General features: G+C 67.0%; 15 protein-coding genes, 1 tRNA gene and 1 pseudogene. 3 read left to right on the top strand and 14 right to left on the bottom strand.

Going from position 1 to position 20,810, the window contains the following annotated elements; translation table 11 throughout:
- From Q4E25_RS09110 to Q4E25_RS09125, 4 genes and pseudogenes are all read right to left on the bottom strand, one after another.
- Window positions 1–458, bottom strand: a pseudogene (locus Q4E25_RS09110) (HNH endonuclease); the annotation flags it as partial.
- A gap of 130 nt (window positions 459–588) precedes the next feature.
- Window positions 589–2,361 carry a selenocysteine-specific translation elongation factor gene (selB, locus tag Q4E25_RS09115; RefSeq protein ID WP_303156471.1) on the bottom strand — a complete coding sequence of 591 codons (1,773 nt, stop codon included), beginning with the start codon at window positions 2,359–2,361 and terminating at the stop codon, window positions 589–591.
- Entirely contained in the window at window positions 2,362–3,678 is a 1,317-nt protein-coding gene (gene selA, locus Q4E25_RS09120) for an L-seryl-tRNA(Sec) selenium transferase (protein WP_303156472.1), read from the bottom strand.
- A 22-nt stretch (window positions 3,679–3,700) separates the two neighbouring features.
- A tRNA-Sec gene (locus tag Q4E25_RS09125) sits at window positions 3,701–3,795 on the bottom strand.
- Between the two features lie 61 nt (window positions 3,796–3,856).
- Between Q4E25_RS09125 and selD the strand changes: the two genes are divergently transcribed.
- On the top strand, window positions 3,857–4,846 hold the full coding sequence (selD, locus tag Q4E25_RS09130; RefSeq protein WP_303156473.1) for a selenide, water dikinase SelD: 990 nt from the start codon (window positions 3,857–3,859) through the stop codon (window positions 4,844–4,846).
- On the opposite strand, the gene nrfD is transcribed toward selD, so the two are convergent.
- From nrfD to fdnG, 3 genes are read right to left on the bottom strand one after another with little or no spacing between them, the layout of a single operon-like run.
- The gene (gene nrfD / locus Q4E25_RS09135; protein WP_303156475.1) at window positions 4,843–5,931 is read right to left on the bottom strand and encodes an NrfD/PsrC family molybdoenzyme membrane anchor subunit; all 1,089 of its coding nucleotides are present in this window, start codon (window positions 5,929–5,931) and stop codon (window positions 4,843–4,845) included. The two genes, selD and nrfD, sit on opposite strands and share 4 nt — an antisense overlap.
- Complete coding sequence (locus Q4E25_RS09140) at window positions 5,928–6,989, bottom strand: 4Fe-4S dicluster domain-containing protein (protein ID WP_303156476.1); 1,062 nt, start codon at window positions 6,987–6,989, stop codon at window positions 5,928–5,930. The genes nrfD and Q4E25_RS09140 overlap by 4 nt, the downstream gene beginning before the upstream one ends.
- A gap of 3 nt (window positions 6,990–6,992) precedes the next feature.
- A complete protein-coding gene (gene fdnG / locus Q4E25_RS09145; protein WP_303156477.1) occupies window positions 6,993–10,289 on the bottom strand; it encodes a formate dehydrogenase-N subunit alpha in 3,297 nt (1,098 codons plus the stop codon).
- A gap of 208 nt (window positions 10,290–10,497) precedes the next feature.
- Between fdnG and Q4E25_RS09150 the strand changes: the two genes are divergently transcribed.
- Window positions 10,498–11,907 carry a dicarboxylate/amino acid:cation symporter gene (locus tag Q4E25_RS09150; RefSeq protein WP_303156478.1) on the top strand — a complete coding sequence of 470 codons (1,410 nt, stop codon included), beginning with the start codon at window positions 10,498–10,500 and terminating at the stop codon, window positions 11,905–11,907.
- Here the strand turns inward: Q4E25_RS09150 and Q4E25_RS09155 are convergent.
- From Q4E25_RS09155 to Q4E25_RS09180, 6 genes are all read right to left on the bottom strand, one after another.
- Window positions 11,904–12,350 carry a hypothetical protein gene (locus Q4E25_RS09155; protein WP_303156479.1) on the bottom strand — a complete coding sequence of 149 codons (447 nt, stop codon included), beginning with the start codon at window positions 12,348–12,350 and terminating at the stop codon, window positions 11,904–11,906. The genes Q4E25_RS09150 and Q4E25_RS09155 overlap by 4 nt on opposite strands.
- On the bottom strand, window positions 12,350–13,024 hold the full coding sequence (locus Q4E25_RS09160) for a hypothetical protein (RefSeq protein WP_303156480.1): 675 nt from the start codon (window positions 13,022–13,024) through the stop codon (window positions 12,350–12,352). Before Q4E25_RS09160 ends, Q4E25_RS09155 begins: the two co-directional genes overlap by 1 nt.
- 105 nt (window positions 13,025–13,129) lie before the next feature.
- A complete protein-coding gene (locus tag Q4E25_RS09165; protein ID WP_303156481.1) occupies window positions 13,130–14,332 on the bottom strand; it encodes an MFS transporter in 1,203 nt (400 codons plus the stop codon).
- 91 nt (window positions 14,333–14,423) lie between these two features.
- Complete coding sequence (locus Q4E25_RS09170) at window positions 14,424–15,530, bottom strand: GTP-binding protein (RefSeq protein ID WP_303156482.1); 1,107 nt, start codon at window positions 15,528–15,530, stop codon at window positions 14,424–14,426.
- A gap of 63 nt (window positions 15,531–15,593) precedes the next feature.
- Complete coding sequence (locus Q4E25_RS09175; protein WP_303156483.1) at window positions 15,594–16,970, bottom strand: D-arabinono-1,4-lactone oxidase; 1,377 nt, start codon at window positions 16,968–16,970, stop codon at window positions 15,594–15,596.
- Window positions 16,967–18,157: an alanine racemase gene (locus Q4E25_RS09180; protein WP_303156484.1), complete on the bottom strand. Its 1,191-nt coding sequence runs from the start codon at window positions 18,155–18,157 to the stop codon at window positions 16,967–16,969. The genes Q4E25_RS09175 and Q4E25_RS09180 overlap by 4 nt, the downstream gene beginning before the upstream one ends.
- A 90-nt stretch (window positions 18,158–18,247) precedes the next feature.
- On the opposite strand from Q4E25_RS09180, the gene Q4E25_RS09185 reads away from it, so the two are divergent.
- Window positions 18,248–19,810, top strand: a complete 1,563-nt coding sequence (locus tag Q4E25_RS09185) for a succinic semialdehyde dehydrogenase (protein WP_303156485.1) — start codon at window positions 18,248–18,250, stop codon at window positions 19,808–19,810.
- A gap of 19 nt (window positions 19,811–19,829) precedes the next feature.
- Here the strand turns inward: Q4E25_RS09185 and Q4E25_RS09190 are convergent, their stop codons facing one another.
- On the bottom strand, window positions 19,830–20,711 hold the full coding sequence (locus Q4E25_RS09190; protein ID WP_303156531.1) for a cation diffusion facilitator family transporter: 882 nt from the start codon (window positions 20,709–20,711) through the stop codon (window positions 19,830–19,832).
- Window positions 20,712–20,810: the final 99 nt, after the last annotated feature.

The raw sequence follows: 20,810 nt of genomic DNA on the forward strand, positions 1-20,810 counted from the left end.
TCGAGGCAGTTGTAGACCTCGATAAGCTCAGAATCCCGAGCAGCCACCGTCAGCAACGAGATACCGTTCCTATCCCGGCGAATCTTCACACCCTCCTCACGGGGTGTGCGCAAGGCTTTGAGCTCCTTGCGGGCAGTAGCAATGATCTGCTGACTGGTTGTCAACGCCAAGAGTTTCAAGCGCAACTGCCAGGCAGCATCCTTGCCCTTGACCTTCTTGGCATAAGACTCAATCAACTTCAGGGTGGACAGGCTGTGGGTGGTGGCCTGGGCCTTACGCTGCCGCCTCGTGTATCTGGTCGGCCCGAAGTAGACCTGAGCTAAATGCACCAACTCTTCGGCTTCGCGCTTACTGCAGCCGGCCTCCTCCAACTGGGCAGCCGATAGCCCGGCTGCCCCCTGGATGATGGCCATACCCGCGGCCTGCGCGGCAAGATAAGCCTCTAACTGTTCGTTCATGAGCCTGAGACTAAAAGCCAGCGTCAAGGAAAAATAGGACGAATCGAGTTGGAGGCCTCGATCTGTGGATAACTCCGCCTGACGCGCCCACCCAGGGCGCGTTATCCACAGGCAGCGGCCGCCGCGGAGGCTAACGCAGCTCCCGCAGGGTGCCGTCCAGGCGACGGGTGTGGCTGTGGGCGTCGAGAAGCTCGAGCAAGGGAATGGCCACCCGGCGGGTGGTATCCCACGCCTTGCGCGCCTGCGAGGTGCTGAAAGGCTGCTCCAGCGTGCGCAGAATCTCCACGGCCCGCTGCGGGGCAGAGGGCAGCAGCACCACTCCCCCGCCCAAGCGCAGTACGCGCCCGGCGCGCTCCGCCGCCGCCAGCTCTTTGGGTCCCAGCCCCCAGCGAGCGAGGTCATCGGCCTCCGGCGCCGCAAAAGGCTGCTTTTCGAGCCGCTGCTCCAGCTCCCGCACGCCCTTCTCCGCCGGCCCCAGGTCTACGGTGGCACCGGGCAGGCGCAGCACGCCCTCGGCGGACTCCAGCTTGGCGGCGGCGATGGCGAGGTTGAGCAGAGGACCCTCGTCAAGCGTAAGCGCCTGCGCCGCCGCCGGGCGGGGCAGACCGGAGGCCAGCGGGTTGGCCTGCGCGTGGGCCTCCACCGCCTCGAGCAGCTGCTTCTTCCACGCCCCCACCTGGGCGGCGGCCACCCACCACTGGCGGAAGGCAATCACCCCGGCCGGCGGCGTGGCGGTATCAAAGCCCAGGCGCTGCAGCGTCGAAACCAGCACGTAGCCTTCCCGAACTACCAGTGCACCGGCATCGCGCGGGTTGTCCAGCGCGGCCAGCGCCGACGCCCGCCGTGCCGCGTCGCCGCGACGTGTAAAGGCCGGCGGCACGGGGTCCACTACCTCGACTCCTGCCACCACGTGACGCGCCCCCGGCCCGCGCAGCACGGCCCTATCCCCGATGCGCAGCGGCAGAGGTTCACTGAGGCTCACCCGCGCGTGCTGCGCCGACAGCGGCCGCACCCGGGCCTCCACCGCGGCCGTGCCTACGTGCAACACCAGGTTCTCCGCCACAGCATCGAGTGCTTCGCCCGTCACCCGCTGCGCGTCAAAGATGGAGACCTGCTGCCACGCTCCGGGGCTGAGCAGCACGTCGCCGCGGGAGATGCTGCCCGCGTCCACCCCGCGCAGGTTGATGGCCACGCGGCTGACAGGCTCCGCGGCCTGCACCGCGGTGTTCTCGCTGTGCAGCCCGCGAATGTCTAGGTTGTGCCCCCGCAGCTCGAGGGTATCGCCCACCGCCAACCGGCCAGCCGCCAGCGTTCCGGTGACCACCGTGCCGGCGCCCTTGACGCTAAAGGCGCGGTCCACCCAGAAGCGCACCGGCGCCTGAGCATCGGGGGCCGGGGCCGCGGCCAGCAGCTCATCGAGTGCCGCCTTCAGCGCCTCCAGGCCCTCACCGGTGCGCGCGGAAACCTCCACCATAGGAGCCTCGGCAAAGCTTGTTGCCGCCAGCTCCTCGCGCACCTCAGCGCGCACCCGCGCCCGGCGCTGCTCATCGGCGCGGTCCGCGCGGGTCAGCGCCACGACGACCTCCCCAACCCCCAGTGCATCGAGCGCATCGCGGTGATCGCTGGACTGGGCCTGCCAGCCCTCGTCGGCGGCCACCACGAACAGCGCCACCGGCACCGGCCCCACCCCGGCCAGCATGTTGGACAGGAAGCGCTCGTGGCCGGGCACATCCACGAAGGCCACGTCCGCCCCCGAGGGCAGGTGGGTCCACACGAAGCCTAAGTCGATGGTCAAGCCGCGCCGCTTCTCCTCCTCCCAGCGGTCCGGCTCCATGCCGGTCAGCGCCCGCACGAGGGTGGATTTGCCATGGTCAACGTGCCCGGCGGTGGCAACGACGTACATCTACTCCCCTTCCTGTGCGCGCACAATCGCCGCGCGCACCGCGGCGTCCTGTTCCTGCGGCACGCAGCGCAGATCGATAAGGCAGCGCCCCTGGTGCACGCGGGGTAGCACCGCGGGGCTGCCGGTGCGCAAGGGCGCGGCCAGCTCCTCCGGCAGTGCCACCGCCCAGCCCGGCAGAGGGTATTCTGGCGCCCCACCGCCGCCCACGCGGCCCTCATGCTTGACGAGTTCCCCCTTTACCGCCGCCGCGAGCTCCCGCGTGCGCTGCTCGTAGGAGGCGGCGTCGATGTGCAGGGCGTCCTCGACGGCGTTCGAGGGCGTGGAAACCGCCGCCTCCAGCGCGTTGAGGCGCAGCTTGTCAATGCGCACTGCCCTGGCCAGCGGGTGCACCTTGAGGCGGGCAATCGCCTGCGTGGTGCCCAGCAGGATGCCGGCCTGCGGCCCGCCCAGGAGTTTGTCGCCGGAGGCGATGACGATATCGGCGCCCTCGGCAAGCTGGCGGTGCAGGTCCGGCTCCTCGGGCAGGACCGGATCGGCGGTGAGCAGACCGGAACCCAGGTCGACGATGAGCGGCAGGTCGTGCTGGGTGGCAATCGAGCGCAGCTTCGGCACGGAAACCTGCGCGCTAAACCCCTCAATGCGGAAGTTGGAGGGATGCACCTTGAGGATGGCGCCGGTCTCGGGCCCTATGGCCCGCTCGTAGTCCTGCGGGTGTGTGCGGTTGGTCGCGCCGATCTCCTTGAGACGCACGCCGGTGGACTCGATGAGCTCGGGGAGGCGGAAGCCCGCGCCGATCTCGATGAGCTCCCCGCGGGAAATGATGACCTCCTTGCCGGGGGCGAGTGCCGCGGTGGCCAGCAGCAACGCTGCGGCACCGTTGTTGACCACGAGTGCGTCCTCGGCGCCCGGGCAGGCGGCCAGCAGCGCCGCGGTGGCCCCGGCCCCGCGGGTGGAGGAGCGACGCCCGGTGGGCAGATCCAGCTCGACGTCGGTGTAGCCGGCGGCGGCGATGAGCGCCTCGATGGCCGCAGGCGGCAGCGGCGCGCGGCCCAGGTTGGTGTGCACGATGACCCCGGTGGCGTTGATGACCGGGTGCAAAGAATAGGCGGTAGCGGCGTTGAGTTGGCGGGCGACCTCGCGGTGGACGTCGCCAGGCTCCAGCTCGCCGCGGCGGGCGCGATGCAGCTGCGCGGTGACGATGGCTTTGATGCGGTGCTCGGACAGCCGCGCGCGGGCGGCCTGGGCAGCCGGAGTGGACAAAAGCTCATCCATGCGGGGGATGAAGCGGCGGGGATCGGGCTGGGAGGAGGTGCTCATCGTGAAGAAAGTGGGGTTAGTGTGGCGGAGACGGACAGGAATCGAACCTGCCAGACCGAGATACTCGGCCTCAACGGTTTTGAAGACCGCGGCGCCCACCAGGACGCGTACGCCTCCATCGGGCTACTTTACACGGAGTAGGCCAAATCCCCGCCTGCCGCCGCGTAATGTGGGAGTCATGGCTGACATTAAACTGACCTCTTTTGCAGCCGGTGGCGGCTGCGCATGCAAGATTCCGCCCGGCGAGCTTGAGTCCGCCGTCGAGGGCCTGGTGGGCACCGCGGATCCCAACGTGCTCGTGGGGCTTGACGACGGCGACGATGCCGCCGCCGTCAAAATCCAGGACGGCCTCGCGGTGATTTCCACGGCGGACTTCTTCACCCCGATGCTCAACGACCCCTACGACTGGGGCCGGGTGGCCGCGGCGAACGCGCTGTCCGACGTCTACGCGATGGGCGGCACCCCGGTGACCGCCATCAACCTGGTGGGCTGGCCGCGCGAGGTGCTTCCCTTGGACATCCTGCGCGAGGTGCTGCGCGGCGGCATGGACGTGGCCAGCAAGGCCGGGATTTCCATCACCGGTGGTCACTCGATCACCGCCCCCGAACCCATCTACGGCCTGGCCGCCACGGGTGTGGTGTCCCCGGAGAAGCTCATGCGCAACGACTCCGCCGAGGCGGGCCTGCCGATTACGCTGACCAAGCCGATTGGCGTGGGCATCCTCAACAACAAGCACAAGGCCACCGGGCAGGTTTCCCAGGCGGCGGTGGACTCCATGACCGCGCTCAACCGGGAGGCCTCGCAGGCAGCGGTGGCCGCAGGCGTCAAGGCAGCGACGGACGTCACCGGCTTTGGCCTGCTGGGTCACCTGTACAAGATGTGTCGTGCCTCGGGTATCGCCGCGGAGATTAACGCCGCCGCGGTGCCGGCGGTCGAGGGCGCGCGCGAGGCGCTGGCCGAGGGGTTTATCCCCGGCGGCTCGCGCCGCAACCTGGACTGGGTGCGCCCGCACATCACCGCTGAGGGCTTCAGCGAGGAAGAGCTCATCTTCCTGGCTGACGCCCAGACCTCGGGCGGGCTGCTCATCGTGGGCGAAGTGCCGGGCTACCCGGTCATCGGCCGCACGGTGGAGCGCCCGGAGGGCGCCCCGTTCATCACCGTCTCCTAGAAGGGGGTGACCACGGAAGCGTCGAGGCCGCGCTTCGCGGCCCGGCGCTTCTGCGGGCCGATGGTGGTCATCGGATCCTCCACGGCCTTCAGTCCCGCGTTGAGCACGCCGAAGCGGGTGCACGCGGAGCCGGCCAGCAGGGCAAGGCCGCTGGCCACGGACACGGCGCGCGACTTGGTAGCGGTGGCTACCGCCGCGCCCACGCCGCCTGCTGTGATGAGGTACTCGGAGGCCTTCATCAGGGCCCCCGGGGTGCCCTCGTGCAGCGGGCGCAGGGTCTCGGGCTCCATGTTCTTTTCCATCACCTTGGTCGCGGCGATGTCGCTGACCGCGGCGGCCATGCCCAGCGCGCGGGCCGGGGCGGCGGAATCCACCGGGGTAAACACCATGGCCGCACCTGCGGAGGCCGCGGCGGCCGAGGACACGAACACGTAGGGCAGGTGCTCCTTGGCGTCATTCCACGTCGGGTTGGAGGTATTGCCCAGCAGCACCGCGGTGTAGCCAGCCAGCGGGCCGCCCAGCACACCGGCCGCCGCACCCGCGGGGCCCGCGGCGCGGCGCAGGGCCTTGCGCAGGAACTTCGGCAGCGGCAGGCGCCTGCCGGTCAGCTCGTCCGCTTCGACGATGGCCGGGACGGAGGCCGCGGTGGCAAAGCTGCCCAGGATCCAGGAGCCCACGGACATCGGCGAGGTCACCTTGAACACGCGGAACATGTTGAGCAGGCGTTCCGGGCGGCCCAGATCCAGCACGAGGAAGACCGATCCCAGCGAGGCCGCGCTGAACGCGGTCAGGCGGGTGCTGCGGCGCAGGGCCTTATTGCCCGTTGCCTGCGCGCCGGCGGCCAGCAGGGCCGATCCGCCGGAGACGCCGCCGAGGAAAAGGTACGCGCCAATCGGCCACTCCCACGGCGGAGCCTTGACCACTGGCTTGCCGTAGTAGGAGGTGAACTCAAAGTCCTCCGCCATGCGCTGCTCTTTGGAACCGTCCTGCGCGCCGGCACCAACGCGCTTGCGCTTGCGCTTCTTGCCACCGAACCCGCGGCGGCGCGGCTCTTGCGGCGGGCGGTACTCGTCAAACTCAGTCACTTGCGTCCTCCCAGTACGAATGCGCCGGCCACGGCGAGCGCCATGCCGCCGATTGCCTTCGCTGCGGTTGTGTACATCTGCGGTAGGTCTGCCGTGGGCACGCGCGGGTCCGGCGGCAGGCCGTAGACCTCCGGGGAATCCAGCAGCAGGAAGATAGAGCCGGTGCCGCCGACGCCGTCCTTGCTGTTGGCGCCGTAGAGGCGGGCCTCCGTCAGCCCCTGGGAGTGGAGCACCTTGACGCGCTCCTTCGCCGCGGCGAGCATCTCCTCGTAGGGGCCGAACTGAATGGAATCAGTTGGACAGGTCTTGGCGCACGCCGGCTGCTCCCCCATCTTCAGGCGGTCGTAGCACATGGTGCACTTCTGGGCCACGCCCATGTTGTGGATGGGCATCGGCTTGCCCGGGGTGTGGTCCGGGCCCTGCGGCTGCAGCTGGCGCAGCTTCTTGAGCAGGTTCACGCCGGCGTGGCTGTAATCCTCGTAGTCCACGGTGGCGGTCTTGTCCGTCTTGAGCGTCACGCCGCCGTCGTCGCGGCGCTCGATGACGCCGAAGGGGCATCCGGCCACGCAGGTGCCGCAGCCGTTGCACACGTCATCTTGCACCACGACGGTGCCGAACTCCGTGCGAAACAGCGCGCCCGTGGGGCAGACATCGAGGCAGCCGGCGTTGGTGCAGTGCTTGCACACATCGGAGGACATCAGCCAGCGGAAGTCGCTGGTGTCCGGCGGGGTGGTATCGGGGGCGTCGTCAAGCGCGGCGCCCACCGAGGGCATGCCCAGCGAGACCAGTTTGCGGCCCTCCTCGCGGGCCTGCTCGATGCGCTCGTTGTTCTGCTCGATAAAGGCCACGTGGCGCCAGGTGTTGGCGCCGAGGGAGCCGGTGTTGTCGTAGGAGTTACCGGTAACCTCGTAGCCCTCGACGGGGTTGCGGTTCCACTCCTTGCAGGCAACCTCGCAGGCCTTGCAGCCGATGCACACCGACGTGTCGGTGAAAAAGGCCATGCGCCGGTAGGACTCGTAGCCGTGCTGATCGGCCTTCTCGGTCAATGCGTTGACCATCTTCTATCCTTCCTTGCCTTCCTCGGGCTTCTCCGTGCTGATCGGCGCGGAGCTGGGCTCGGCGTCAGAGCCCGGGGTGGGACCCTCGGTCTCGGCGACACCGTCCGTGGTGGTGAACTCGTCACCCACGTCGAGCACGCGGTTACCGGTCTCGACGGTCAGCCCTGCCTTCTGCTGATATTCCTTGAGCAGCTCCACGCGAGCCTCGCCGCGCGGACGGCGGCCCGGGCGGATATCGCAGGCGCCGACCTTGGAGTTCTGGATGAACACGTTCGGCTCGAGGGTCAGGCCGAGCAGGTCATTGGCGCCGTCGCCAGCCACCGGCGTGGTGTCGGACTCACCGTAGTGGTACGGGATACCAATCTGGTGGAAGTCCTTGCCGTTGATGGTGAGCATCTCCATGCGGTCGGTAACCAACACCTGGGCCTCGATGACACCACGCGGGGAGACGATGGTGGCCCACTCGCCGTTGACCAGGCCGCGCTTGGCGGCCAGATCGCGGTCAACCTCACAGAACAGGCCCGGCTGCAGCTCCGCCAGGTAAGGCAGGCGGCGCGACATCGCACCCGAGGTGTACATCTCCGTGAGACGGTAGGTGTTGAACACGAACGGGAAGACATCCTCGCCGAACTCACCCGGCGCCGGACGCGACAGGTTGTCCGGGCGCTTGATGGTCAGGCGGGTCGGCGACTGCTGCTGCTTGTACAGCGCGTTGAGCACCGGGGATTCCTGCGGCTCGTAGTGCGTGGGCAGAGGACCATCGGACAGGCCCTTCGGGGCGAAGAGCCAGCCCAGGCCGTCGGCCTGCATGATGAAGGGATCGTCGCCGTCGAGGGCGGCGGGGCCGACGGCGTCGACAGGAGCCTTGTAATCCGGGCGCTTGGTGGCCGGGAAGTCGGGCACGTCATCACCCACCCAGGAACCGGATGCCTCGTCCCACCAGATGTACTTCTTGCGCTCCGACCACGGAGTGCCATCCGGCTTTGCCGATGCACGGTTGTAGAGGATGCGGCGGTTGGCCGGCCAGACCCAGCCCCACTCCAGGGCCACCTCGTTCTGCTCGGAACCAGGCACCTTGCTGGCGGAGTGGTTGATGCCGTCCTTGAACACGCCGGTGTAGATCCAGCAGCCACCGGAAGTGGAGCCGTCATTCTTCATCTCCACGAAGGCAGGCAGCAGCTGGCCCTTCTTCGGCCCCTCCAGGTAGTAGCCGTTGATCTCGCGCAGGATCTCCTCGGAATCCGGCTCGCCGTGCTCGTCCTCGGTGTAATCCCAGGTCACGGACTGGATGGGCAGATCGCGTGGATCAGTGGACTCGGCCAGGCGCTCCTTGATGCGCTTGCCCAGCTGGTAGAAGAACCAGCCGTCGGACCGGGCCTGACCCGGCGGGGTCACGGCCTGGAAGCGCCACTGCAGCATGCGCTGAGTCTGGGTGAAGGTACCGGACTTCTCCACGTGGGTGGCCGCCGGCATGAGGAAGACTTCGGTGCCGATCTCCTCGGTCTTGAGCTCGCCGTTGCGTACCTCGGGCGAGTCCTTCCAGAAGGAGGCGGTCTCGATTTCCTGGAAGTCGCGAACCACGAGCCACTTTAGGGAGGCCAGGCCGCGTCGCTGCATGCCGCCATTGGACTGTGCCACCGCTGGGTTCTGGCCGAAGACGATGTAGCCCTCGACCTCCTTGTCCAGCATGGCCATGAGGGTCTCGTAGGTGGAGTGCGCGCCGGAGATCTTGGGCATGAGGTCGTAGCCCCAGCCGTTCTCCTTGGTGGCAGCATCGCCCCAGTAGGACTTCATGAGCGAGACGGCGTAGTTCTCACCGATCTGCCAGAAGCCCTTCTGGTCCTCAGCCCGGATGGCCTTGACGTAGTCCTGCCACGTCTCCTGCGCCACGTGCGGCATGGGCAGGTAGCCCGGCAGGGAGTGGAAGAGCGTCGGGATATCCGTGGAGCCTTGGATGGAGGCGTGGCCACGCAGCGCCATGATGCCAGAGCCCGGGCGGCCCACGTTGCCCATGAGCAGCTGGAGAATCGCCGCGGTGCGGATGAACTGCGCGCCCAGGGTGTGCTGGGTAAAGCCCAGCGCGTAGGCGAAGCAGGTGGTGCGCTCCGGGTTGGAGTTATCGGCGATCGAGTTTGCCAGGTAGTAGAAGTCCTCCTGCGAGATACCGCAGGTCTCCTCCACCAGCTCCGGGGTGTAGCGCGAGTAGTGACGCTTAAGAATCTGGAACACCGAGTTCGGGTGCTGCAGGCTCATGTCCTTCTCCACGTTCCACGAGGAGCCTTCCGGCTTGCGCACGTACTGCCAGGAGTCCGTGACGTACTTGCCACTTTCGGCGTCGTAGCCAGAGAAGAGGCCCTCGAGGTCCTCGGTATCACGGTAGTCCTCGGAGATGATCGAGGCCGCGTTGGTGTAGTTCACCACGTAGTCGTGGAAATAGAGGTCATTGTCCAAGACGTACTTGATGATGGCACCAAGCAGGACAACGTCCGTGCCGCCGCGGATGCCGATGTGGCGGTTCGCGAAAGCGGAGGTACGCGTGTAGCGCGGATCCACGTGAATGATGCGCGCGCCGCGCTTCTTGGCCTCAACCACCCACTGGAAGCCCACCGGGTGGCACTCGGCCATGTTAGAACCCTGAATGACGATGCAGTCCGCATTCGCCATATCCTGCAGCGGCTGGGTTGCGCCGCCGCGGCCAAACGAAGTTCCCAAACTGGGAACGGTGGCGGAGTGTCATATGCGGGCCTGATTTTCGACCTGAATAGCGCCCGTGGCGGTAAACAGCTTCTTAATCAGGTAGTTCTCCTCGTTGTCGAGGGTCGCGCCGCCGAGGCCGGCCACGCCCATGGTGCGGTTGAGGCGGCGGCCTTGCTCGTCGGTGTCCTCCCAGTGGTTGCGGCGGGCCTCAAGGAAGCGATCGGTGATCATCTCCATCGCGGTTTCCTCATCGAGGTCCTGCCACTCCGTGGAGTACGGGGCGCGGTACTTGATGGTGGTCAGACGCGAGGCGGAGTTGATGAGCTGCTCCGAGGCCGAGCCCTTGGGGCACAGGCGGCCGCGGGAGATCGGAGAATCTGGGTCACCTTCGATCTGAATGACGCGGTTGTCTTTGACGTAGACGCGCTGGGAGCATCCCACCGCGCAGTAGGGGCAGACGGACTGAACGACCTTGTCGGCGTCGACAAGACGGCCTTGCATGTCCTTGCTTTTTGCGGACTGCGTGTTCACGTCCCTGCCAAAGGCATCTTTATTGCGCATCTGGCGGACAACGGGCCAGTTGAGCGGGCTAAAACGAGACATATGTTAAAAGTACGTTTCGCCTTAAGAAAATTCTAGGTAGGCAACCCTAAGTGCACGCCACCCCTTCTTTCTAGCCCCGAGGAAGTTGCACGGGAATTTCTGCTTCTCGTACAGTGTTTAAAGTTGAAGTGAACCGGTTAGTTCATAATTTCTGGACTATACAGTTCACATATATACAAGGCTGTCTATTCGCTCGCAAGGAATTCTCGTGACTCAATCCGCACCCCAGCGCCGTCGACTCCCCTCGTGGGCAACCGGCTTTGGCGCCCAAGTTATCGCTGGCCTCATCGTCGGCCTCATCCTGGGCTTCATCGCCGCCGGCATGGACTCCGGCTTGCCCGCTGACAACGAGAAGGGCTCCTGGCTGACCCAAACGCTCAGCGGCGTGGGCAGCGCCTACGTGCAGCTGCTCAAGGTCATGGTCCCGCCGCTCATCTTCGCCGCCGTGGTGACCTCGGTGGCCAACCTGCGCAAGGTGACCAACGCCGCCTCCCTGGCCGTATCCACCCTGGTGTGGTTCGCCATCACCGCCTTCCTCTCGGTGATCACCGGCATCATCGTCGCCCTGGTCTTGCGCCCGGGCGTGGGATCCACCGTGGACGCCTCTACCGCCGCCGAGCCCTCCAGCGTGGGCTCGTGGACTGCCTTCCTGGAGCAGCTGCTGCCCTCCAACTTCATCGGCATGAAGGCCTCGCTTAGCGACGGCGAAGTCTCTTTGAGCTTTGGTGCACTCCAGCTGCTGGTGGTCTCCTTGGCCTTGGGCATTGCCGCGGTCAAGGCAGGCAAGGCAGCAGATCCCTTCTTGCGTTTTAGCGAGTCCTTCCTCAAGGTCATCCAGGTGGTCCTGTGGTGGGTCATCCGCCTGGCCCCCATCGGCACCGCCGCGCTCATTGGCAAGGCCGTGGCCACCTACGGCTGGGACGCGCTGAGCTCCCTGGGCAAGTTCGTGCTGGCCATCTACGCGGGCCTGGCCCTGGTCATCGGCGTGGTCTACCCTGCCGTGCTGGCCTTCAACCGCATCCCGGTCTTTGGCTTCTACAAGCGCGTGTGGCCGGTGTTCTCCCTGGGCTTTGTCACCCGCTCCTCCATGGGCGTGATGCCGGTGACGCAGCGCTTCACCGAGCAGGCCATGGGCGTGCCGCGCGAGTACGCCTCCTTTGCAGTGCCGCTGGGCGCGACCACCAAGATGGACGGCTGCGCCTCCATCTACCCGGCCATCGCCGCGATCTTCATCGCACAGTTCTACGACATCGACCTCAACTTCACCCACTACCTGCTCATCATCTTTGTCTCCGTCATTGGCTCGGCGGCCACCGCGGGCACCACGGGCGCCACGGTCATGCTTACGCTGACGCTGTCGACGCTGGGCCTGCCGCTGGCTGGCGTGGGCCTACTGCTGTCCATCGAGCCGATCATCGATATGGGTCGCACCGCGGTCAACGTCACGGGCCAGGCGCTGTGCGCGACGGTCGTGGCCAAGCGTGCGGGCATCCAGGATCAGGCGGTGTGGGACGCCGCGGAGGATGGCGTGTCCGATCTGGTGAAGAAGGGCGCCGGTGAAGAAGATGCCGACACCGAAGACACCGAGGTAGACAGCGCCTCGGTTTCCTCCCGCTAGAGCGTCGCGGGGTTGACCGGCACGCTCGTCGCCTGCGGCGGCAGGTAGGGCTCCAGCAGCGCGAGCAGGCGCAGGCGACGGTGGTTGAGGATGGCGTTGTAAAGCGTCGGGGTGGACACGGCCAACCGCGGGGGCACCGTGAGCAGCGCCTGATAGATGGGCCAGAGTTGCTCGTCACTGCGCTGCGTTTTGAAGAGGAGGTTCCACGCGGTCTCCCCGAAGCGGTTCATGGCGGAGGGGTCCGCACCGGCATCGACAAGCCGCTGCACCAAGGCCCCGTCGATGTCGGGGCGCTTGAACAGCTCGGGAAAGAGATCCTCCGGCGGCGTCCAGCCGTGATCGAGCATGGCGCCGAGGGCCTCCTCGCGCTCCTGCGGATCGCTCAGCCGCGCGGCATCAAAGAAGTCGCGGGCGGTGTCCGTGCTCTCCCAGTTGATATCCATTACTTCTCCTCCTCTGCCAGGCGCAGCTGCGCGGCGAGCCAATCCGGGATCCACTGCGCACTGCGCGGGTGCCGCTCCAGCTCCGCGGCCCACTCTGCCGGGGTGGGCTGCGCCGACCACGCCGGGCGGTGCATGAAATTCGGGGTGAGCACAAACATGTTGGGGCCGTTGACCCCGTGCAGGGAAAGCCAGGCGCCGCGCACGCCGTCCGCGGTGCGCCTATCCAGGAACTCCGTGACGGTCTCCGCGGAGATATCACCGGAGACCTCCACGCGCTCGCCGCAGCAGCGGATCACAAATTCGGGGAGATCGTATGAGTGCTGCGGGTAGGCCTCGCCCTCGAAGGGCAGGATGTCCTCCGGGGTGGCCAGACCGAAGCGCCCCACGCACCACTGCCTGTCCCGGTCGATGGCCTCGCGGGCGGCGGGGGCGGCCTCAGCGACGTTCTCCGGGCTGAAGGACTTCCCGTCCAGCACAATGCCCGCCTGGTGCTCCTCTGCGGCAAAGACGAGGAGCTCGCGCACGGTCATGCGCAGTTGCGGGCCCTCGATGGGCGCGATGTCGACGGTGCGGGCTTCGATGTGCGGCAGCTTCTTGCGGCTGCGCATCTTGGGGCGGGGCGGGCGGGTTTTCTCCAGCACCACCCCGACGAGGGAGGTCAAAGGAAGATCCATGGGCTGGCTCCTTAAGCTTCTGGCGGGTGTGCCGCACAGTTTAAGGGGCCACGCCAGATCCTGCAGCGCAGTGCTACTGAGATGGGGCCGCTGAGGTGGAACCGCTTAGGCGGGGCGGACGTGCCCGCCCTTGGCTGCGTCGGTGCGCCCGTGGACGGCGAAGTAGACGGCCACCGAGATGACGGTCAGCGCGGCGAGCATCCAGTACATCGCGGAGTAGCTGGTGGCGCCGACGAGTTCACCCAGGAGGATGGGGCCAAAGCCGATACCGACGTCGAGAAGCAGGAAGAGCGTGGAGATACCCGCGCCCATCTCATGCAGGGGAACCATGCGCACTGCGATGGCCTGGGCGGCCGGCATGATGGAGCCGTAACCCAAGCCCACCAGCGCGCCGGAGAGGATGACCTGCCAGTTGCTGTGTGCCACGGCCAGCAGGGCCAGCCCGGCGATGAAGCACACCAGCGCGCTGTAGACGATGACGTTATCGCCGCGCCTATCCTGCACGCGCCCCAACACAAAGCGCATGCCCAGGCTCACCACCGCGTAGGCCAGGAAGAAGAAGCTGGCTCCGGTGCTCAGCCCGGCTTGCTCGGTGTAGGCGTTGAGGTAGGTGATGATGCCGGTGTAGGCCACGCCGACCAGCAGCATGAACATGCCGAAGGGCGCCACCGCGGGGTGGACAATGTTGGCCAGGCTGAAGGTCACGCTCGGGCGCTCGTGGGCCGGGGCCTTGAGCAGCAGCGCTAGGCCCAGAGCAATGACGGTGAGAGTGAGCACGACGACGAAGACGGTGTTGTAGCCCATCGTGTTGGCCAGAGCCAGGCCGGCTGCGGGGCCAAAGGCGGTGGCCAGGGTGGTGCCGAGCGCGAAGTAGCCGGTGCCCTCCGCGCGGCGGTGATCCGGGATGACGGACTGCGCCACGGCCATCACGGCGGTGGAGGCCACGGCGTAGCCCAGGCCGTGCAGGGTGCGCACCACGATGAGGCTGCCCAGCGATTGCGCCGGGAAGTAGAGCACGGCGGCCACCACGACCACCACCAGCGAGCCCAGCAGGCTGCGCTTGCGGCCGACGGCGTCAACAAGGTAGCCGGAGAAGATCCTGGCGATGGTCGCGCCGACGATGAAGGCGCTGGAGGCGAAGCCGCCCGCCGTTTCCGAGGCCCCGAATTGCTGCACCGCGTACAGCGCCATGATGGTCACCAAGAGGTAGAAGATCATGAACTGGGCAAAGTTCACCAACCAGGCAAAGACGAAGGTTGGGCTGATGAGTGGCTGCTCGGATTCGGAGTTGACGGACGTTTCAGACACCTTCTTCTGCTATATCGACTTCTGCTCTATCAAGCGCATGCCGCCGGGCCGTAGGCAGGTCACGGTGGCCGCGGGCAGGGCATGCGGGATTTTAGGACCCGCTTACCTTAGCAGCATCGTCCGCACGCGCTGTGATGAGGGCCGCAACTTCGGCATCGCTGAGCACCGCATTGCGGAAGTTGCGTAGGGTCTCCTCCGCATTGAACTCCACCCCGATGAGCACCACCTCCGAGCCTGGGGTCACTCCATTGGCCGCCCACAGGGAGGCCGGCTGGATCTGCAGGTTGGGCCCGGCCTGCTGCCAGGCGTGGGCGATGCTGAGCTCGCTGTCGATCCAGCAGTAGCCTTTGGAGCGCACCAGACCGGTGGAGGCGCGCAGCGCTTCGAGCAGGCGCTGCCGGTTGAAGGGCCGATCCGAGCGGAAGACCACTGAGGAAATGCCGTATTCCTCGGTCTCCGGGGTGTGCGGGTTGGCCAGCTCCTCGGCGTAGCCCTGGTAGCTGGCGGCGGTGCCGAGATCGTAGAGGTGGGCGTCGAGGACGAGCTCGGCGGCAATGTGCCCGTTGGTCACCGGCAGCACCTTGGCGCGGCGGTTCATGGCTTTGAGGGTGGCCACCACGCGCTCGGTCTCCTCCGCGCTGACCAGGTCCGTCTTGGTCACCAGCAGCATGTCGGCGAACTCTACCTGGTCCACAAGGAGATCGGCGATGGTGCGCTCGTCTTCCGAGGTGGCCTCGATGCCTTGGGAGGCCAGGGTGCGGCCGCGGCGGAGCTGGGTGAGGAAGGTGGAGGCGTCGACCAGCGAGACCATGGTGTCGATGGGGGCGAGATCCGCAAGCCTGCGCCCTTCTTCGAACTCCCACTCAAAGGTTGCGGCTACCGGCATGGGCTCGGAGATGCCGGTGGACTCAATGATGATCTGGTCATAGGCCCCGCTGGCGGCCAGCCTTCCCACGGAGTCGATGAGATCCTCGCGCAGCGTGCAGCAGATGCAGCCGTTGGACAGCTCCACGAAGCGGTCCTCGCCGCGCTCCAGGTGGCCCTCGCCGGCCACGAGGGCGGCGTCGATGTTGACCTCGGAGAAGTCATTGACAATCACGGCGAGCTTGCGCCCGGCGCGATTGGCCAGCAGGTGGTTGAGCAGCGTGGTCTTGCCGCTGCCGAGGAATCCGGACAGTACGGTAACGGGAGTCGTCATTGCGCTAACGGTAATGGTTTTCAACAACGCCTGCAAACCGCAACTCGCTAGCCTATAACCCCGCTAGCCAAAGAGGCTGCGCATGTACTCCGATCCAAAGCGCCACTGCGGGTCCATCTCCTCGCGCAGGGCACAAAACTCGTCAAAGCGCGGGTAGAGCTGCGCGAGATCCTCGCGCACCAGGGTGTGCATCTTGCCCCAGTGTGGGCGCCCGCCGGCAGCCCGCAGGATAGGTTCGATCTTGGGCATGTACTCGTGCGGGTTCTTAAACCACGGCACGTGCACCGCGATGTACATCGACTCGCGCCCGGAGGCCGTGGAGAGCGCTACCTCGTCGGCCGCGGTGCTGCGCAGCTCCAGCGGGAAGGCAATGTGCCAGTTCTGGGCGTCGATGAAACGGCGGATCTCACGCACCGCCTCCGGGCCGGCCTCCAGGGGCACCGAGTACTCCATCTCGTGGAAGCGCACGCGGCGCGGGCTAACAAAGACCTCGTGGGCGGCGGCGCGATAGCGGTTATTCGAGATCACCGCGGTGGCCAGCTTGTTGAAGCTCGGGATGGTCTGCGGCACCACGCGACCAATCTGGATCAAGGCGCCGTAGGCGGCGTTGCCCAGCAGCTCGTCATCCACGAATTGCTTGAGGCGGGAGCGCTGCGCACTCACCCCCGGCGTGGGATCCTCGGGGCGCAGGCGGGTGTTGGACTTGGTCATGGCCATGTCGGTGTGCGGGAACCAGTAGGACTCAAAGTGGTCCACCCCGCGGCTGTACTCCTCCCAGTTATCCAGGAGATCCTCGATGGGCGCGCCGGACTCCTCGGCGAGGAGGTCAAAGGCGTCGACGCACTGCATCTCCACCTCCACCACCACGCCCAGGGTGCCCACGCTGACCACGATGAGCCGCAGCAACTCCGGGTCCTCCTCCAGGGAATAGGTGCGCAGCTGCCCGGAGGCATCCGCGAGCGTCAGCCCCGTGACCGTCGCCGCGAAGCCGGTGTAGCCAATTCCGGTGCCGTGCGTGGAGGTGGAAATGGCCCCAGCCAGGGACTGCGGGTCCACGTCGCCTTGGTTGGCCAGCGCCAGGCCAAAGGGCTTGAGCAGCCGGGGGATATCGCGCAGGCGGGTTCCCGCGAGGAAGCGCACGCGTTTGCGCTGCCTGTCCACGCTGACGATGCCGCTTAAGTGATCGAGGTTAAGCATGGTCTTCTCCCCCGCCGCCACCGGAGTAAAGGAGTGGCCGGCGCCCACCGGGCGCAGGGACTCGTGCCTGAGCACCGCCTCCTGCACGCCGGCCACGGTGGCGGGCTGAACATAGTTGTGCAGCTGGCGGGTCACCGAGCCCGACCAGTTGGAGAAGTTCTTCTGCGCTCGCGAGCGCCGTGTCTTTGTCTGGGTCTTTGTCTGGGTTTTTGTCCAGGTCTTTGCCCGTGCCTGTGCAGTCATCGCAGTGTCCATCCTTGTCCTCGATAGGTGTCCCATTCCTCGGTTGCGCCAGTGCCCCCATCCCCCACGGCGAGCAGGCGGGAAAGATTTTCTGTCATCTCCCCCGCCTTGGCGTGGCGGAACCACACCAGATCCTCCACGCGCAGGGAGTCGGCGGCCTTGCCGCGCAGCGGGGTTTGTACCTCGCCCGCCCCCTCGATGGCCGAGTAGCTCAGCCCCGCCGGCCACACGGGCACCGGAACGCGGTCCTGCGCGGGCGGGCCGGAGGCAATCCAGCCGCCGGAGTTGACCGTGGCCCAGCCCGGGGCCGGGCGGCGTGAGACCTGGCAGACAAAGAACGCGGCAGCCTTGTGGTTGATCTCGGCGAAGTGATCGAAGATGGCCGGGGTATAAAAGCCGGAACCCGCCGCCAGCTCCGTGAGGTTGCCCTCGGCCGCGGACTCGCTCAAGCTGCCGGTGCCGCCGCCGTTGACAAACTCCAGGTCCGCCACCTCGCGCGCGGCGGCGATGCACGCGCGGCGGCGCGGGGCCAGATCCTCCATGGACCGCCCGCGCAGCCAGCGCTTCACCGCGCCCACCGGGCCCTTCTCCCCGTCAGCCACGGAGGCCACCTGCCCCTCGTAGGCCATCATCCCCACCAGCCGCAGCCCGCGGCGCGTGATCTCTCGAGCCAGGGCTGCGACCTGCTCGGGCTCGCGCACCGGGGAGCGGCGCGGCCCGATGACCGTGCCGGGCAACCGCAGGGTGCAGTCGATGTCAATGGCCACCCGCAGCGGGCCCTCAAGCAGATCGAGCAGCTCCACCGAGTCCACCATGAGGGTCACTGCCTCGCGCGCGGTGGCATCCGCCGCCAGCTCCCGCAGGGCCGCCCGGTTCACACAGGGATAGGCCACGACGATATCCCGGAATCCCTCCTTGACCAGCAGCAGCGCCTCTGGCAACGAAAAGGCCAGGATCCCCCTAAAGCCCTCGTGGCCCAGCGCCCGGTGCAAAGCAGCCACGCTGCGCAGAGACTTCGAGGCCACCCGGATGGGCAGGCCTCCGGCGCGCTGGTGCATCTGCCTGGCATTGAAATCGAAGGCCTCCAGGTCGATGACCCCCATGGGCGCAGGCCACCGACCTGAGCGCACCAGGGCATCTGCGGTGGCGCGGAGTGTAGGGCTGGGAAGGGTGCTGAGGGTAGGCATGGTGCAATGCTAACCACAAACCCGCTGTGCTGTGACGCGAATCTCTCATTAAATCATTCCGACAATAGAATTTCTGCCACAATAGGCCCCATGAAAACCTTCACCCCGCCCTCCACCCACGCCACTACCCCACCGCAGCGCGTACGCGAGTTCCTGGCCACCGATCCCGCCGGCGACGTCTGCGGAACCGGCAGCCCCCACAGTGCACTGGCCCCCTTTAGTGGTGAGGAGCTCTTCTCCTTCCCCACCGCCACTGCCGCCGACGTGCACCGGGCCGTGGAGACCGCCCGCGTGGGCATCGGGCGCGGGGATCGCCGCGCCATCCTGCTGCGCCTGCACGATCTCATCTACCGCAACGAGGAGCTCATCCTCGACCTCATCCAGGCAGAAAACGGAAAGTCCCGCTCCCACGCCTACGACGAACTCATGGACCTCTACAACTGCGCGCGCTTCTACGGGGTCAACGTGCGCAAGGCCTTCGGCCCGCAGCGCCACCCCGGCGCGCTGCCCCTGCTGACCTCCACACGCACCCAGTACTACCCGCTGGGCGTGGTGGGCTTGATTAGCCCCTGGAACTACCCGCTCTCCCTGGGCGTGGGCGACGTGCTCGCCGCGCTTTCGGCCGGCAACGCGGTGGTGCACAAGCCGGATTCGCAGACCACACTCACCGCCATCCTTCTGCGCCGCTTGGCCATCGAGGCCGGCCTGCCTGCCGAGGCCTGGCAGCTGGTACCCGGCCGCGGCGCGGAGATGGGCGATGCGCTCATCCCGCTGGTGGACGGCCTCTCCTTCACCGGCTCCACCGCCGCCGGCAAGTCCATCGCCACCCAAGCCGCCGGCCGGCTCATTCCCACCATGCTCGAGCTCGGCGGCAAGAACCCACTGCTGGTGCTTGACGACGCCCCCTTAGCCGCCACCGCCCGCGGCACGGTGCGCACCGCCTTCTCCTCCTCCGGGCAGCTGTGCATGTCCGCCGAGCGCGCCTACGTGCACAGCAGCGTGTATGAGCCCTTCCTCACCGAGCTCACCCGCGCCCTGGATGAGCAGGTGCTGGGCGCCGCCTACTCGGACGCGGCCACCATCGGCTCGCTAACCTCCCAGCGCCAGCTCGACACCGTCCTCGATCACGTGGAGGACGCTCTCCACAAGGGGGCGACGCTGGTCTACGGCGGCACGCACCGCCCGGACCTCGGCCCCTACTTCTTCGAGCCCACGGTACTCACCGGCGTTACGCCGGAGATGAAGCTTTGTGCCGAGGAGACCTTCGGGCCGGTGCTGGCCGTCTACTCGGTGGACTCGGACGAGGACGCCGTCGCGCTGGCCAACGACACCCCCTACGGCCTGGCCGCCTCGGTGTGGACGGGCAACTCCCAGCACGGCTGGGCGGTTGCCTCCCAACTGGAGGCCGGCATGGTCAACATCAACGAGGGCTTCGCCGCGGCCTATGGCTCAATTGCCGCGCCGGGCGGCGGCGTGAAGGAATCCGGCCTTAACCACCGCCACGGCATCGGCGGCATGCGCCTGTGGGCCAACGAGCGCACCGTGGCCGAGCAAAAGCTGCACCCGCTCGCACCCTCAGAGCTGCTGCCGCCGGAGCGCTTCCGCGCGCTGGTGAGCACCGGCATGCGCGTAATGAAAAGCCTGCGGCTCTAGCAGCGCTGATACGCGAGCGTTAGAGCCCCGCCTGCGGCATGCGCAGTGTGCGGCGGTGCTCCACCCCGGTGGGTTCGACGTGAATGAAGACCTCCGCGCCGGGGAAGAGCTCGTCGATGGCCTCCTCGATGCGGTCGGCGATGGTGTGCGAGTAGAGCACCGTCCACTCGCCGGGCACGTCCATGATGAGATAAACCAGACGCTGGCGGCCCGAGGCCACCGTGCGCCGCGAGGTGAAGTGCACCTCGTACTTCTTCTCCAGCTCGTTGAGCAGGCTATCGAGTTCCTCGTGTTCCTCGATGGGCAGGGACTCCGAGAGCAGGCTGCTCAACGAGTTCTTGAGCAGCGTGTAACCAGTCCACAGGATGTTCAGGCCCACCGCAAATGCAATGAGCGGGTCGAGCCACAGCCAATCGGTCAAGGCCACAGCCCCGACACCCACGAGAACACCCACGGAGGTCCACACGTCCGTCATGAGGTGGTGGCCGTCGGCGTTCAGCGTGGCCGAGCGGTACTTCTTGCCCGCGCGCATGAGCGCGATGCCCACCGCGCCGTTGAGCACGGCGGCCACGGTGGACAGCAGCAAGCCCAGCCCCGCCTGCTCCAGGGGCTGGAGATGGATGAGGCGGCGGGTGGCGGTGTAGAGGATCATGGCCGCGGCCACGAAGATCATCATGCCCTCCACCAGCGCCGCAACATACTCGGCTTTGCCGTGGCCGAACTGGTGGTTCTTATCCGCCGGCTTTGCGGCGATGCGCAGCGCGATGAAGCCCACCACCGCGGCGACAAGGTTGACGCCGGACTCGAGGGCGTCGGAAAGAAAGCCCACGGAGCCGGTGAGCGCTGCGGTGGCTACCTTGAGCAGAATCGTGGCCACCGCCGTGGCGATGGACAGCTTCATGAAGCGCTCGAGCAGCTTCTGCTCAGCGGGGTTGTGTACAGACTGGGTTTCTGCGTGTGCAGGCATGCGTCACCTTTGGACAAGTCAGGGCCGTCGCCC

Source organism: Corynebacterium sp., assembly GCF_030532325.1.
Lineage (GTDB): Bacteria > Actinomycetota > Actinomycetes > Mycobacteriales > Mycobacteriaceae > Corynebacterium.

Coding starts and splice junctions, on each gene's coding strand:
- Q4E25_RS09160 (WP_303156480.1), bottom strand. CDS start 13,024: ATGGATCTTCCTTTGACCTCCCTCGTCGGGGTGGTGCTGGAGAAAACC.
- Q4E25_RS09170 (WP_303156482.1), bottom strand. CDS start 15,530: ATGACGACTCCCGTTACCGTACTGTCCGGATTCCTCGGCAGCGGCAAG.
- selD (WP_303156473.1), top strand. CDS start 3,857: ATGGCTGACATTAAACTGACCTCTTTTGCAGCCGGTGGCGGCTGCGCA.
- Q4E25_RS09185 (WP_303156485.1), top strand. CDS start 18,248: ATGAAAACCTTCACCCCGCCCTCCACCCACGCCACTACCCCACCGCAG.
- selB (WP_303156471.1), bottom strand. CDS start 2,361: ATGTACGTCGTTGCCACCGCCGGGCACGTTGACCATGGCAAATCCACC.
- selA (WP_303156472.1), bottom strand. CDS start 3,678: ATGAGCACCTCCTCCCAGCCCGATCCCCGCCGCTTCATCCCCCGCATG.
- Q4E25_RS09190 (WP_303156531.1), bottom strand. CDS start 20,711: ATGAAGCTGTCCATCGCCACGGCGGTGGCCACGATTCTGCTCAAGGTA.
- Q4E25_RS09175 (WP_303156483.1), bottom strand. CDS start 16,970: ATGACTGCACAGGCACGGGCAAAGACCTGGACAAAAACCCAGACAAAG.
- Q4E25_RS09155 (WP_303156479.1), bottom strand. CDS start 12,350: ATGGATATCAACTGGGAGAGCACGGACACCGCCCGCGACTTCTTTGAT.
- Q4E25_RS09180 (WP_303156484.1), bottom strand. CDS start 18,157: ATGCCTACCCTCAGCACCCTTCCCAGCCCTACACTCCGCGCCACCGCA.
- Q4E25_RS09140 (WP_303156476.1), bottom strand. CDS start 6,989: ATGGTCAACGCATTGACCGAGAAGGCCGATCAGCACGGCTACGAGTCC.